Here is a 14,425-nt window from a genome sequence, read left to right on the forward strand (position 1 = left end):
CTAACAACGGGGGCGGCCCACTACCAAAGAGAACCTCATAACTTTAGTGTCGATCCAAGCTCAGAAACGAGAGATGATGGACCACCGGCAATATTGACATCGAGGAGCCACCGTGACCGTAGGTATGAACACCTCACATAACCTCTGCGTAAGCAGATTCAGTGGCCGCACATACTTCAGTTGCTGAGGAGCAGCCCGTTGCGATTCCTACTCGTCGTCCCTGTCAACCGCGAATCGGCCGTCGAACCTGCTCGCTCGATGAGTGAACCCGGCACGTTGAAAGCGCGCACTTCGACGTCGACCCGGCTGCTCGCCCAAGAGTGGACCGACCATCCGGAAGAACTGACCGTCGGGACGTCGCGCTTCCGAATCGACGCCGCGGCACACTGTGATGTCGCGGCCCGACGCTACTTCGCACTCGAGGTGACCGGAGGCGTCTCGGATGGAGTGGAAATCGAGACGCTCGAAACCGAGCTGAGTACATTCGCACTCGACTACATCAGCTCTGTTTCCTCGTTCGGCGAGAGCGAACTTCCGTGGGTCGCACGCTATGCCCTGCTTGATGTCGGCGAAGACGACCTTCCACACTGGATGGCCGCGGATCGGACAACCATCGAGTTTTCTGGCGACGCGGCAATCGCGGAAGCGGTTACCACTACCGCCGAGATGGGGTGGGGGAACGGACTGGTCCGTGGCTGGAACGCCATTCCGCAGCCCAGGCGTCATGAGTTCGTCCGCGGCATCATTGATGCGCAGCACATCTGGCAGGATGCGGCGAGGCTCGTCAGGAGGAACGAGCATGCATTTGAACGCGCGATCGCCTGTCAGAAGAAGCCGACGCGTGGAGCCGTCCGGAGCCTCGCTTCAGAGTCAGCCGACATCGAAATCAGGGTCAGTTCACACCAGCTTCTGCTCGATGACCTGATCCAGAACGTCCAAGGGCTGCGCAGACTTGTGGCCGACTCCCTTCTTGACGCATGGAGATATGAACGGTTCGTCAGCAGGCTTCTCGAGAGAAATAGAGATGTCGCGCACCAGGTAAGGAACTTGGGAGCGCGAGTCGACTCACGCCATCAGGCAGCAATTCAAGCAACTCTTCTCGTCCTCGGTTTCTTCGTCATCATCGATACGACGCTCTCCCTAATATCAACGGCGTACTCCGGCGAGGTTTCGGGCGCTCCCGGGGGAGACGTTGGATTTTTCACCGTGCTACGGTCAGGCGACTCCGACCTTCTGCTCGGCGCATCCATTCTCATCACGTTGATCCTCGCGGCGACCCTTGCAAGAAGAAGATAGGACAGGGCCATGTCCGCAAATGAACTCGGCAGAACCATCTCCGGTCTAATCGACGCCGGCTTTCGCGATGAGGCGATCACTCGAAGTACCATCGATCGGTCACGGATCGATGTTCTGCTCTCCACTGACCCCACCCCGCCGATATACGGATTCACGACGCTACTCGGCCACCTCGACGCTGTACCTGCCACAGTAAATGACCAGCAGCGGCTTCTCCAGGCTCACCTCGTCGGGCCTACCCACGCGTTCCCCCACTCGTGGGGGCGGCTCCTGCTCGCAACAAAGCTCTCCCAGCTCGCTCATGGACAATCCGGGCTGCACCCCGACACACACCGCGCGTTGATAGGCGCGGCACAGACCGCCGCTCAAGGTGGCCAGCAGTGGATCGGGAACTGGACCGCGAGCTACAGCAGCGGCGATGTCGTATCCGGAGCGTGGTTCGTGGAGGCGCTGTGCACCCGGTATTCTGTTCGCCTCGCGCACCGAGGGGACCTAATCGCGCTCATCAGCGGCAGCTTCGTCTCCACAGCGGCCGCCCTCATCGTTGTTGACTGCTTCGATCGATTGAGCAAGCGCGCGCTCGCTCTGATTCGCGCCACGACAGCGATGATCCCCATCCCGACCGGCGTGCAACTGCCGGTTACTCTCCGTGACCTCAATCCAGTGACGAACTTCGTCGACGTGGCACTCTGTGGCGCGCTTCGCGGGCTGCGTGACCGCCTCTCCCGCGCTAGCGGCAACCCGCTCTTCTTCGCAAACGACGGCGAGTTCGCCGCCCGGAGCCAGTCCAGCTTCCTCGACTTCACCCTCACCGGTGCCCTGACAGAGGCAATCCAGGCGATCGGAGCACTAGCGGCGTACGTGCGCGCTGCCATTCGCTACGCCACCGCCAACGACGCCGATTCACCCGATGCGCGCGTTCAGCCCGCGAAGATCGCCCAAGCCCTCGTGCGCGACATCGGGCTAACGGCGCTGCCGACCGAGTTCGCGCTCACGGAGTCCGAAGGTGTCGAGGACGTCGGGGATCTCAGCTTGGCGACAGCGCGGCAACTCGCAACTTCGCTCTCACGGTTCGAGCGACTCCTCGACCTTGCGGAGCACGCTTCGCCCGCTGCTTTGGGGGAAGGAAACATCGATTCACCCGTCCTATCCGACATTGCGCATCTCACCGACTCAAAGAACCTGCTCCCCTATCTCAGGCAGTAATCAGCCGGGTCATCCCCGACTTGGCTCATACGTGTTCGTGTCGGCGACGCGGTTTCACGACCGCGAGCTGGTGCTCGCAAACGGCGCGCATCCCTCGGCCGCGCCGGGCCCGGTGTGGTGGCCTAGCGTAACCGAGGCGATGCGGTGCATTCCGGTTAGCGGTGCGCGCGTCGATACGGCCCGGGCACGAGTCCGGCGTCGAAGCGCAGCGCCTCCTGCGCCTGGATCGGCAGGCGCGGGTTGCGCAGCAGCTCACGGCCGATGAGCACGACGTCGGCCTGCCCCGTGACGAGCACGTGCTCGGCCTGCAGCGGGTCGTTGATGAGCCCGACGGCCCCGGTCGGGATGCCCGCCTCGGCGCGCACGCGGCTCGCGAACGGCGTCTGGTAGCCGGGGCCGACGGGGATCTCGGCGAGCACGTTGCCGCCGGTCGACACGTCAATGAAATCGACTCCGTGCTCCTTAAGCCAGCTTGAGAGCTGCACCGTCTCGTCGATGGTGACGCCGCCCTCGGTCCAGTCCGTGGCCGAGAGGCGCACGAACAGTGGCACGGTGTCGGCGATCTCGGCGCGCACGGCGTCGACGATTTCGAGCAGTAGGCGCGCTCGGTTCTCGAGCGAACCGCCGTACTCATCGGTGCGCTGGTTGCTCAGCGGTGAAATGAACGAGTGGAGCAGGTAGCCGTGGGCGGCGTGGAGTTCGAGGAAGTCGAAGCCAGCGTCGAGCGCACGGTTGGCTGCGGCGACGAACGCGGCCTTCACCTCGGCCAGGCCGGCTTCGTCGAGCGCCTCCGGGGTGTCGAGCCCGTCGAAAGCGATCGTCGAGGGGGCGACGGTCACCCAAGCACCGTCCTCCGTCGAGAGCGAGCCGCTCTTGCCCTCGGCGTCGTACTCGCCGTAGGTGCTCGCCTTGCGCCCGGCGTGGGCGAGCTGGATGCCGATCTTGGCCCCCTGCGAGTGCACGAAGTCCACGATCGGGGTGAACGCGTCGCGCTGTTCGTCGTTCCACAGGCCGAGGTCGCGAGGCGAGATGCGCCCCTCGGGCACGACACCCGTCGCCTCGACGATGATTGCGCCGGCGCCGCCGATCGCGAACTGCCCGAGGTGCACGAGATGCCACGGGGTCGGCACGCCGTCGTGCTGTTCAACGACGTACTGACACATCGGCGGCGCCCAGATGCGGTTGCGGAAGGTCACGCCGCGCAGCGTGAGCGGCTCGAACAACTTGTGGGTCATCGTGCTCCTGAATGTCGAGGATTGCTTCGGCGTGCCCGGGCGCCTTGACGTGAAATGCCACGCCCCGAAGCCAACGGCTGTCGCTTGGTTTTATTCCGCCGGCGGTCAGTCGACGCGCAACGCCCCGCCCTATCCTGAACTCCATCGCCACCAAAGGAGCTGCACGTGAGCTTTCGCGCCATCGTCATTGAACAGACCACCGACCGAGGTCGCATCACCGAACACGCCGCCAAGCTGCGCGAGCTCGACGATGACTTCCTCACTGCTTCGGGCGGTGAGCGGCCGATCGATATCGAGGTCGAGTACTCCGACATCAATTACAAGGACGGCATGGCGATAGCCGGCCGCCCCGGCATCGTCAAGGCGTCCCCGCTCATCCCCGGCATCGACCTCGTCGGCCGGGTCGTCTCGTCGGCGGATCTCGCGTTCCAGCCGGGCGACGAGGTGATCCTCACCGGCGACGGCATCGGCGAAACGAAGCATGGCGGGCTCAGTGAACGGGCCCGCGTGAACGGCGACGCGCTTGTGCGCCGCCCCCAGTCCCTCAGCGCGAAGCGCGCGGCCGCGATCGGAACTGCTGGCTTCACCGCGATGCTCTCGGTCCTCGCACTCGAACGCGCGGGCGTCACACGCGATTCGGGGCCGGTCGCGGTCACCGGCGCCTCGGGCGGCGTCGGTTCGATCGCCGTCGCGATTCTCGCGAAGCTCGGCTACGAAGTGGCGGCGATCACCGGCCGCGCCCAGGTGCAGGGCGACTTCCTTGCATCACTCGGCGCCGCGGAGGTGCTCGACCGGGCCGAGTTCGTCGAATCCGGCGCGCCACTGCAGCAGCGCCGCTGGGCCGGCGCAGTCGACTGCGTCGGCTCGACCGTGCTCGCAAACCTGCTCTCGCAGACCTTCGACAACGGCACCGTCACCGCCTGTGGCCTTGCCGCGGGCACCGATCTTCCGACGACCGTGTTGCCGTTCATCCTGCGCGGCGTTTCGCTGGCGGGCATCAACTCGGTCACCGCGTCGCGCACCCTCCGGCAACAGGCGTGGGATCGCCTCGCGAGCGACCTGCCTTTCGAGCTGCTCGACTCGCTCACCGAGGAGACGACGCTCGAGGGTGCCTTCGACATCGCCGACGAAATCCTCGCCGGGCGGGTGCGAGGCCGTACCGTCGTGAAACTCGCCTAACCAAGGGACTACGCCTACATCGCTGGCTCGTGGACGGCCGCCTCGGGACGCCGAGCGAGCAGCCCGAGCACGGCCATCATGAGCGGCGTCGACTGCAGGCTGCGCCGCGACACCGTGTAGACCGTGCGCGACTCGGCCGGCCCGAGGTCGACGAACCGCGTGCCGCTGAGTAGGCGCGACGGGATGAGCGCGGGGAGGAACCCCACCGCGACGCCCTCGCGAGCGAGGTTTTGGTGAACGAGCATGTCGGAGCTCTCGAAACGGATGCGCGGCTCGAAGCCCGCGCGGCGGCACAGCGACATCGCCCAGTCGCGCGTCGGTGTGCCGGGCAGTTCCATGACCCAGTCAAGATCCGCGACGTCGCGCGGCCCCGCAACGTCACGCTCAAGCCCCTCGGGCACGACGAGCAGCATGCGGTCATCGAACAGCACCGTCTCAACGATGTCGTCACGCCGCGGGAACGACTGTCCCGAGTAGCGCTCGACGATCGCGAGGTCGAACTCGCGTGACACGACTCGATCGCGCGACACGTCGGCATCGGCCTGCACGACGCTGACGTCGGCCAGGGGATGCTGCTCCCGCAGCTCGCGTACGAGCTCGGGCACCATCGTCAGGCACGCGCTCTGAAACGCTGCGAGCGAGAGCGTGCCGCGCACCTCATCCTGCGAGGTCGTCACCGCCGAGTGCGCGCCCTCCCACTCGCGCAGCACGCGGCGCGCGTGGCCGAGCAGCACCTGCCCCTGCGCCGTGAGCCGCACCCGGCGGCCGTCGGGCTCGAGCAGCGCGGCGTCAAAGTCGCGTTCGAGCTGCGCGAGCTGCTGCGACACCGCCGAGGTGCTGTACGAAAGCAGCTTCGCGACGGCCGAAACCGTACCGAGCCGGTCGAGCTCGAGCAGCATCCGCAACCGCTTCATCTCACTCACGCGACACCCTCAATTGATTGTAAAGTAAAACAAGACATTTTCTTGCAAGTATTGCAGCTTTTGCTTATAGGTCACCCATCCTAGCGTGGTGGATGTGAACGATCTCGTGATGCCCACCACCGGCGCAATCCAGGTGCTCCCCCAGCGCCCGAACGCCGACGTCGCCGCCCAGCCGGCCGCGACGTCGCCCGCGCGCACCGCGAACGCCCGCGGCATCCTCACCTCGGTCGTCGCCTCGGTCGCGTTCGCCGCACTCTTCGGCATCCCGAGCATGCTTGACGGCCTCGACGCCTCGGCCGTCTTCGGCTGGCGCATCGTCGCCGCGCTGCCGTTCCTCGCGGTCATCCTCACCCTGCTTCGTCAGTGGCCCGAGCTGCGGCGCATCCTCGGCCGCATCCGTCGCCGCCCGACCCTCGCGCTCGTGCTCGTCGCCGACGGCCTGCTCTTCGGCACGCAGACCTGGCTATTCGCGTGGGGCCCCATGAGCGGCAACGCGCTCGCCGTGTCGATGGGCTACTTCCTGCTGCCACTCATGCTCGTCGCGCTCGGCGTCGTGCTCTACCGCGAGCGCCTCAGCCGCTTCGGCATCGCAGCCGTCAGCCTCGCCGTCGTCGGCGTCACCGTCGCGCTCGCGACCGGCGCGAGCATCTCGTGGGCCACCTTCGCAGTCACGTTCGGCTACCCGGCCTACTTCGTGCTCCGTCGCCGCTTCCACCTCGACTCGCCCGCCGCCCTCGCGCTCGAGATGACAACGCTGCTGCCGATCGTGGCGGTCTTCGTGCTCCAGCCGCACTCGCTTGCCGCCGTGGCCGCGACGCCGATGAACTGGGCCGCGATCGCCCTGCTCGGCGTGCTCACGGCAATCGGCTTTGCGACCTACTCGCTCGCACAGCGGGCGCTGCCGATGAGCCTGTTCGGCATGCTGAGCTACCTCGAGCCGACGCTGTTGGTCGTCGTCTCGGTCGTGCTGCTCGGCGAATGGCTCACGTTCGCCGATGCGCTCACCTACGGCGCGATCGCGCTCGCGATCCTGCTGCTCTGTCTCGATGGTCTGCCAAAGTCGGGTCGACGCGAGGCCGGGCGCCGGCGCCGACCTCGCGCGCGGGCTACTGGGCGCCCGAGGTTCCGGACGCCTCGTCCCACGACTCAACGTGATGACGCCACTGCATCCGCACGGTAACGGTCTCGGTGGCCACGTCGACGACGGTGAGGCCGGCGTGCCGCAGCGCGGCCGCGACCTCGTCGGTGATGCCCGCGTCGGCACCCGTGACGCTGAGTAGCGTGTCGCTCGGCTCGTCAGCGTCAAGGTCCTCCCACGCGTTGACCCACAGCACGACGGTGCCGCGCTGACCCGGACGCGCGGGCACCGACGCGTGGTCGGTGAAGACGCCCGCGTCGATGTCTTCGTCTTCGAGTTCGTCGAGCGCGNTCGAAGAAGCGGTCGGTGTCGGTGTGGTCGTCGACCCAGGCACCAGCCTCTTCGGCCGCGGCCTGCCAGATCACGCGCACGAGCTCGAGCGTCAGCGCATCCTCGTCGGCCTCGAGCGCCGAGACCAGCTCCTCCGGCAGCTCGTCGTCGTCCTCGTCCTCGAGGTACTCGGTGAGCAGCTCCTGCGCGTCCTCGGGGTCGAGCAGGTCTCCGGTGAGGATGCGGTCGTAGAGATCCGCGAGAAACCAGTAGTTTTCGGCGTCCTCGCCGAGCGGTGCAATCGCGGGCGCGGAGTCGCGCAAGTTCTGCTCAAGTGACATGCGTGCGAGGCTACGCAGGCTCGGTGGCGCAGAGTCGACGCGGGGGTTACCGAACGGCATCGAACCGCCGAGCGTTCACCGGAAGGTCAGCTCGGCGTCACTTAAAGGGGCCCGTTCGGTCGAAGAGCCGCCGTACGGTCGCGCAGGTGCCAGCGGCCGACGTCGGTCGACGAGGCACGGATCCCTCCCTAGCAGAATAGGAACCATCGTGAAACGACGTCCCTTCGTTGCGGCCTCGGCGGCCGCCCTCGTCGCCATGTTCGGCCTCACCGCGTGCAGCGGCGGCGACTCCGCCGGCACCGCCGCAAACGGCGTTGATGCCGCGGCCGCCACGAGCGCCGAGGACTTCGGCAGCTTCGACGAGCTCGTCGCCGCGGCCCAGGCCGAGGGCGAACTCAACGTCATCGCGCTGCCCGAGACCTGGGCGAACTACGGCGCGATCATCCAGGGGTTCGAAGACAAGTACGGCATCACCGTGAACTCGACGTCGCCCGACGTGTCGAGCGCCGAAGAGATCCAGGCCGCCGACAACCTCAAGGGCCAGGACACCGCCCCCGATGTGTTCGACCTCGGCACCGCGGTTGCGCTCGAGAGCACCGATTACTTCGCCCCGTACCAGGTGCAGACCTGGGACGACATCCCGGCCGAGAACAAGGAAGAGACCGGCCTGTGGGTGAACAACTACACCGGTGTCATGTCGATCGGCTACGACTCGGACCAGTTCTCGGCGCCTACCTCGCTCGATGACCTGCTCGGCTCGGAGTACGCCGGCTCGGTCGCGCTCAACGGCAACCCGACCGAGGCTGGCGCGGCGTTCGCGGGCGTCGGCATGGCGACCGTTCAGCAGGGCGGCTCGCTCGACGACTTCCAGACCGGCGTCGACTTTTTCCAGGAGCTCAACGACGCGGGCAACTTCCTCACCGTCGACCCGACCCCCGCGACCATCGCGCAGGGCGAGACCCCGGTCGTGATCGACTGGTCGTTCAACAACATCGGCCAGCAGGCCGAGACCCCGAGCTGGGAGAACGCGGTGCTGCCCGGCACCGCCTACGTGTCGTACTACAACGAGGCGATCAACGTGGATGCTCCGCACCCGGCCGCCGCGCGCCTGTGGATGGAGTGGATCTTCTCGGACGAGGTACAGAACCTCTACCTCGAGGCCGGCGCCTTCCCCGTGCGCCTCGCCGCCATGGATGAAGCCGGAACCGTCGACGCCGACGCGCTCGAAGCCGCCGNGTGGTCTGCCCGAGGAGCAGGTGACCGCGACGACCGAGGAGACCGAGGCCGCCAACGAGCTGCTCTCGACCGAATGGCCGAAGGTCATTAGCTAGCGCTCCCCCTGCCACGAAGCCGCAGCGTGCTCGATATTCGGCACCCTGCGGCTTCGTCGCCTCCCGCGCGTCCCCGCGCGACGCTCTTCCCCATCCGCTTTCGACCGTCAGAGGTGATGCCATGAAGTGGCTCGGACTCACCCCGTTCGCGCTCTACGTGCTCGTGTTTCTCGCCGTGCCCACGGTGCTCGCGATTGCCACCGGTTTCGTCGACGCCGACGGTACTTTCACCCTCGAGAACCTCGCACACCTCGGCGACCCCGTCGTGCTCGGCTCGTTCTGGAGTTCCATCTGGGTGAGCGGCCTCACCGCGATCATCGGCGCCGTGCTCGGCGCGCTGCTCTGTGTCGCCCTCACCGGCTTGAAGCCCGGCGGCGTGCTGCGCCGCATCATCGACGCCGCGTCGAGCGTGCTTGCGCAGTTCGGCGGCGTCATGCTCGCGTTCGCGTTCATCGCGACCATCGGCATCCAGGGCCTCGTGACGGTGCTGCTGCGCGACTCGCTCGGCATCGATGTCTACGCCGACGGCGTCTGGCTCTACCAGCTGCCCGGGCTCATCCTCCCCTATCTCTACTTCCAGGTGCCGCTCATGGTCATCGTCTTCCTGCCCGCCATGGAGGGGCTGCGCCGAGAGTGGGCCGAGGCGGCCGCGACGCTCGGCGGCTCGTCGTTCACCTACTGGCGGCGCATCGCCGGCCCGGTCCTCGCGCCGTCGTTCCTCGGCTCGCTGCTGCTGCTGTTCGCGAACGCGTTCTCGTCGTACGCGACCGCGGCGGCGCTCATCAGCCAGGGTGCGCAGATCGTGCCGCTGCAGATTCGCGGCGCCCTCATCGCCGAGACGGGGGCCTCGCGCGCCAACACCGCCGGCGCCCTCGCGCTCGGCATGATCGTCGTCATGGTCGTCGTCATGGCCGCCTACTCGCTGCTGCAGCGCCGAGCCGCGAGGTGGCAGCGATGAGCCGCGATACGAAGCGTCGACAGCCCGCCGCGACCGTCTCCGGGCGGGCCCCTGCCTGGCTGCGCATCACGATCTTCGTCGTCATCTGCGGCCTGTTTCTTATTCCGCTGCTCGCGATGCTCGAGTTCACACTGCGCGGCGACGCGGGCTATAGCTTCCAACACTGGCAGGCGTTAGTCGACCCCGAGAACGCGCGCTCATACCGCAACCTTTGGAAGGGCGTGACGAATTCGCTGCTGCTCGCGCTCATCACGATCCTCATCGTGTGGGTGCTGTTCCTGCCGACCATCGTGCTCGTGCACCTGCGGTTCCCGCGGCTCGCGCGCGCCTTCGAGTTCCTCACGATCATGCCCATCGCGATCCCCGCGATCGTGCTCGTCGTCGGCCTCGCCCCGCTCTACCGCGTCATCGTGCAGGTGCTTGGCGGCGAGATCTGGACGCTCGCGCTCGCCTACGGCGTGCTCGTGCTGCCGTTCGCCTACCGCGCCATCGTCGCCGAGTTGCAGGGCATGGATGCGCGCACGCTCACCGAGGCCGCGCGCACGCTCGGGGCGAGCTGGTTCACGGTGCTCTGGCGCATCATCGTGCCGGGCATTCGCCGCGGCCTCACGAGCGCGACGCTCATCACGGCCGCGGTCGTGCTCGGCGAGTTCACGGTCTCGTCGCTGCTCAACCGCGTGACGCTGCAGGTCGCCCTGCTCGACGTCTCGCGCAGCGACCCCTGGGCCGCCGTGATCACCTCGCTGTGCTCGCTCATCGTCGTATTTGTTCTACTGTTCGTATTCGCCTCGATTCGTCCTCGGGGCGAGCGCCGGCGTAAGCAGAAGGAGGTCGCCGCAAATGGCTGACATCGCCACCACCGTGCGCGCCGAGCGCGGCACGCCAATCGTCTTTGACGGCGTGACGAAGGCGTACGGCGACACCACCGTGCTGCACGGCATCGACCTCGATGTGCGCCCCGGCGAGTTTGTGGCACTGCTCGGTCCGTCTGGCTGCGGCAAGACGACGATGCTGCGCTGCCTCGCCGGCCTCGAGCAGGTTTCGGGCGGGCGCATCCTCGTCGGCGACGACGACGTCGCGCCCGTTCCGGTGAACCACCGCGACATGTCGGTCGTGTTCCAGGCGTACTCCCTGTTCCCCCACATGACCGTGGCACAGAACGTGAGCTTCGGGCTCGAGATGCGCCGGGTCGGCAAGGCCGAGCGCGCCCGTCGCGTCGACGAGGCGCTCGAGCTCGTCGGCCTCGNGCGACGAAGGAGCGCTTCGCCCACCAGCTTTCGGGCGGCCAGCAGCAGCGAGTCGCGCTCGCCCGCGCCCTGGTCACCCGGCCGCGCGCCTTGTTGCTGGACGAACCGCTCTCGGCGCTCGACGCGAAGGTGCGCGTGCGCCTGCGCGACGAGATTAAGGCGATCCAGACCGAGCTCGGCATTACGACGATTTTCGTGACGCACGATCAGGAGGAGGCGCTCGCCGTCGCTGACCGCATCGCGGTCATGCGCGCCGGCGTGATCGAGCAGCTCGGCACGCCCGAGGAGCTCTACTGCCGCCCGGCCACCCCGTTCGTCGCGAGCTTCGTCGGCGACTCGAACCGAATTCCCGGCACCTATCTCGGCGGCGAGGTGCGCTTGCCGGGCACTTCGCTCGACGTGCTGCCAGGCTCGGATGCGCAGGAGGGCGACGCCGTGACGGCGTTCGTTCGCCCCGAGCAACTGCGGCTCGACGCGGCCGACGCCGAGCACGGCGTGCCGGTCACCGTCGTGTCGAGCGGCTTCCTCGGCGCGCATCGCCGCACCGTCGTGCGCCTCGACGGCGGCGACCTCGTGACGGTGCAGCACGGCCCGGCGCAACAGTTCGTCGGCGACGACCGCGCGAAGCTGAACTACCTCGGCGACGCGGTCGCCGTGGAGGCCGCGTGATGGATCGCACCGAGTGGTTGCCGCGGGCGCTCGCCGACATCGGCGAGGATGCCGCGGTCGGCCGCTTTACGCAGTGGGGCCGCTCGACGGTCATCGACGAGAACACGGGCGAACCGGTGCTCGACCGTAAGCTGTTCGACCGCCTGCACGAAGCCGCAGGCATCGAGGCGGCGTACCCCGTCGGCAACGCCGGACTGCTCCACGTTTACGGCTACTGGTTCTCTGACGAGCCCACGCCGTATGGCTACAAGCGCGACCGCTGGCTCGACGGCCACCTCGCGCTGGCCCTCGGCCTGCCCGCCGAGGCGTTCCACCTCGACGGCCCGGGCACGCTGCTTGAGCGCGTGACCGCGGCCATCCGCCCCTCGCTGCTCGCTCCCCCGGCAGATGCGCGAGGCACCGCCGACGTCCGGCTCGGCTCCGCGACGGCCCGCGTCGTGCTCCTCGGCGCGGACGAAGCGTCCAACACCGCCCTCATCTACGGCATCGATGGGGGCGACGGTTTTCGCCTCATCAGCGCTTTTCCTCTCACCCGGGACTCGCGCTCGGTGCTCGCCGACTTCGTGGAACATCCGCGATATCGCTGGAACGCGGACGATTCGTCCAAAACGTCACCCGCTGTTCACCTAGATGTAGACCTTTAGTCCACAACACGGCGCACTCTTGGACGCAACGTCCACAACCGAGGAGCGCCCGTGACCGCAACCATCATCTTCGACTTCGACGGCACCGTTGCCGTCGGCGACGGCCCCGTGTGGGCCTACGCCCGCGTGGCCGCGGAGTCGGCGAGTGCGGCGTACCTCGAGCGGGTCGCGACCGACCTCGCCGACTACAACGCGGGCGGCTCGGCGTATCGCGATGGCTACGACGTCGTCGGTTCGCTCGCCCGCGCCGACGGGGTCGACGAGGCCACCCTGAGCCGCGCCTACCAGCACAGCCGCACCCAGCTCGGCACCGACGAGGCACCCGTCGCCCCGGCCAAGGGCCTCGCCGAGCTCGTCGCTCGACTCGATCCGAGCATCCGCCTCGTTCTCGCGACGAACGCACCCGCCGATGGCATTGACCGCGCCCTCGAGACCTGGGGCCTCGCCGAATCGTTCGCCGAGCGCCACTTCACCGTGGGCAAGCCCGCCGGGCTCGAGCCGATCATCCGCGCCGCCCTCGAGGCTGGCCCGGTGCTGTCGATCGGCGACATCTTCGAGTTTGACCTCGCCCCGGCCGCCGCGCTCGGCGCCACCACCGCTCTTGTCGGCGCGACCGCCGCGAGCTCGACCGCCCAGCCCACGCTGCGCGGCCGCACGCTCGCCGAACTCGTGCCCGACATTCTCGCCTGGTCCGCAACCGCGGCCAGCTCTCCCGCGTCACCCCACCCCACTACCAGCATCGAAAGGTAACTCCGAGCATGCGCAAGTCCCTTGCCGCCACCAGCCTCCTCGCCGTGGCCGCCCTCACCCTCACCGGCTGTGCCGCCGGCGACTCCGACGCGTCGGCCACCTCCGGCTCGAGCGAATGGCCCGAGTCGATCACCATCTCGCTCGTGCCCTCGACCGAGGGTGAAGACCTCGCCGAGGCGCTCGACCCGCTCACCACCTACCTCTCGGACCAGCTCGGCATCGAGGTGAACGGCGTCGTTGCCACCGACTACGCCGCCACGGTGGAGGCGCTCGGCGCCGACCAGGCCCAGGTCGTCATCACCGACGCCGGCTCGCTCTACAACGCGATCAACCAGTACGACGCGAAGCTCATCCTGCGCGACGTGCGCTTCGGCGCCACCTCGTACTCGTCGGTGGCCTACACGAACAACCCCGACAAGTACTGCGACGACGAGCCCGTCATGGCGACCTACGCCGCCAGCGATGTCGAGATGTCGTACTGCAACGGCATCGAAGAGGCCGGCGCCAACGCGACCGGGCAGGGCCCCCTCGGCCTCGACGCGCTGAAGAAGATCGACGACGGCACGAAGGTCGCCCTCCAGGCCGCCACCTCGCCCGCCGGCTACCAGTACCCGATCGTCGCGATGCAGGACGCGGGCATCGACACCGACAACGGCATCCAGCAGGTGCCCGTTGAGGGCAACAACAACGCGGTGCTCTCGGTCTACAACGACGACGCCGAGGTGAGCTTCGGCTTCTGGGACGCCCGCTCGACCGTGCTCGAGGAGGCGCCGGACGTCTCGGAGAAGGTCGTCGCGTTCGGCTACACCGAGCAGATCCCGAACGGCGGCGTCGCCGTCTCGCAGTCGCTGCCCGACGACCTCGTCGAGCAGCTCACCTCCGCGATGGACGAGTACGCCGACTCCTCGGACGAGGCGGCCGACGTCATGTTCAACCTCGTGGGCCTGTCGGACTGGACCGCTGACACCCAGCAGGAGCAGATCGACCGCTACGGCGAGATCCTCGCGAAGTTCCAGAACTAATCACCAACTCCCTTAGGGCACATCCGCATGCACACTGATGCAGGCCGCGTGGAGGCCGGGCTCGCCCCGGCCTCCACGTCGTGGCACGTAGAACTCGACCAGGTCTCGGTCACCTATCCGAACGGCACCCGCGCGCTGCGCGACGTGTCGCTGCGGGTGGAGCCGGGCGAAATGGTGTCGATCGTCGGCCTTTCGGGCTCGGGCAAGTCGACGCTG

15 protein-coding genes and 1 pseudogene are annotated in these 14,425 nt (G+C 67.6%); 14 read left to right on the plus strand and 2 right to left on the minus strand.

Annotated elements, in window-relative coordinates:
- Positions 1-258: 258 nt before the first annotated feature.
- Both ID132_RS06740 and ID132_RS06745 read left to right on the plus strand, forming a co-directional pair.
- Entirely contained in the window at positions 259-1,296 is a 1,038-nt protein-coding gene (locus ID132_RS06740) for a hypothetical protein (RefSeq protein ID WP_193128181.1), read from the plus strand.
- 9 nt (positions 1,297-1,305) lie between these two features.
- Positions 1,306-2,502 carry an aromatic amino acid lyase gene (locus ID132_RS06745; protein WP_193128182.1) on the plus strand — a complete coding sequence of 399 codons (1,197 nt, stop codon included), beginning with the start codon at positions 1,306-1,308 and terminating at the stop codon, positions 2,500-2,502.
- 155 nt (positions 2,503-2,657) lie between these two features.
- On the opposite strand, the gene ID132_RS06750 is transcribed toward ID132_RS06745, so the two are convergent.
- Positions 2,658-3,737: an NADH:flavin oxidoreductase/NADH oxidase gene (locus ID132_RS06750; protein WP_193128183.1), complete on the minus strand. Its 1,080-nt coding sequence runs from the start codon at positions 3,735-3,737 to the stop codon at positions 2,658-2,660.
- A gap of 165 nt (positions 3,738-3,902) precedes the next feature.
- On the opposite strand from ID132_RS06750, the gene ID132_RS06755 reads away from it, so the two are divergent.
- Positions 3,903-4,916: an MDR family oxidoreductase gene (locus ID132_RS06755; protein ID WP_193128184.1), complete on the plus strand. Its 1,014-nt coding sequence runs from the start codon at positions 3,903-3,905 to the stop codon at positions 4,914-4,916.
- A gap of 14 nt (positions 4,917-4,930) precedes the next feature.
- On the opposite strand, the gene ID132_RS06760 is transcribed toward ID132_RS06755, so the two are convergent.
- The gene (locus tag ID132_RS06760; protein WP_235988372.1) at positions 4,931-5,830 is read right to left on the minus strand and encodes a LysR family transcriptional regulator; all 900 of its coding nucleotides are present in this window, start codon (positions 5,828-5,830) and stop codon (positions 4,931-4,933) included.
- A gap of 103 nt (positions 5,831-5,933) precedes the next feature.
- Between ID132_RS06760 and rarD the strand changes: the two genes are divergently transcribed.
- The 11 genes and pseudogenes from rarD to ID132_RS13785 all read left to right on the plus strand — a co-directional run.
- Complete coding sequence (gene rarD, locus ID132_RS06765) at positions 5,934-7,019, plus strand: EamA family transporter RarD (protein ID WP_193128186.1); 1,086 nt, start codon at positions 5,934-5,936, stop codon at positions 7,017-7,019.
- On the plus strand, positions 6,994-7,119 hold the full coding sequence (locus tag ID132_RS14375) for a hypothetical protein (protein WP_268898508.1): 126 nt from the start codon (positions 6,994-6,996) through the stop codon (positions 7,117-7,119). The genes rarD and ID132_RS14375 overlap by 26 nt, the downstream gene beginning before the upstream one ends.
- A 725-nt stretch (positions 7,120-7,844) precedes the next feature.
- Positions 7,845-8,915, plus strand: coding sequence for an ABC transporter substrate-binding protein (locus tag ID132_RS06780; protein WP_193128239.1), 1,071 nt, complete (start codon positions 7,845-7,847; stop codon positions 8,913-8,915).
- A gap of 125 nt (positions 8,916-9,040) precedes the next feature.
- Entirely contained in the window at positions 9,041-9,877 is an 837-nt protein-coding gene (locus ID132_RS06785) for an ABC transporter permease (RefSeq protein WP_193128189.1), read from the plus strand.
- Positions 9,874-10,725, plus strand: a complete 852-nt coding sequence (locus tag ID132_RS06790; protein WP_193128190.1) for an ABC transporter permease — start codon at positions 9,874-9,876, stop codon at positions 10,723-10,725. Before ID132_RS06785 ends, ID132_RS06790 begins: the two co-directional genes overlap by 4 nt.
- Positions 10,718-11,175: pseudogene (locus tag ID132_RS15215) on the plus strand (ABC transporter ATP-binding protein); the annotation flags it as partial. The gene ID132_RS06790 and the pseudogene ID132_RS15215, both read left to right, overlap by 8 nt.
- Positions 11,176-11,259: 84 nt before the next feature.
- Positions 11,260-11,793, plus strand: coding sequence for an ABC transporter ATP-binding protein (locus ID132_RS15220; protein ID WP_413229355.1), 534 nt, complete (start codon positions 11,260-11,262; stop codon positions 11,791-11,793).
- Positions 11,790-12,437, plus strand: a complete 648-nt coding sequence (locus tag ID132_RS06800; protein ID WP_193128191.1) for an amino acid deaminase — start codon at positions 11,790-11,792, stop codon at positions 12,435-12,437. The genes ID132_RS15220 and ID132_RS06800 overlap by 4 nt, the downstream gene beginning before the upstream one ends.
- A gap of 51 nt (positions 12,438-12,488) precedes the next feature.
- A complete protein-coding gene (locus ID132_RS06805) occupies positions 12,489-13,187 on the plus strand; it encodes an HAD family hydrolase (protein WP_193128192.1) in 699 nt (232 codons plus the stop codon).
- 8 nt (positions 13,188-13,195) lie between these two features.
- Complete coding sequence (locus tag ID132_RS06810; protein ID WP_193128193.1) at positions 13,196-14,209, plus strand: phosphate/phosphite/phosphonate ABC transporter substrate-binding protein; 1,014 nt, start codon at positions 13,196-13,198, stop codon at positions 14,207-14,209.
- Between the two features lie 27 nt (positions 14,210-14,236).
- A partial coding sequence (locus tag ID132_RS13785) for an ATP-binding cassette domain-containing protein (RefSeq protein WP_235988364.1) occupies positions 14,237-14,425 on the plus strand: 189 nt, incomplete at its 3' end.

This window comes from Gulosibacter sediminis (genome assembly GCF_014904065.1).
In the GTDB taxonomy this organism is placed as follows: domain Bacteria; phylum Actinomycetota; class Actinomycetes; order Actinomycetales; family Microbacteriaceae; genus Gulosibacter; species Gulosibacter sediminis.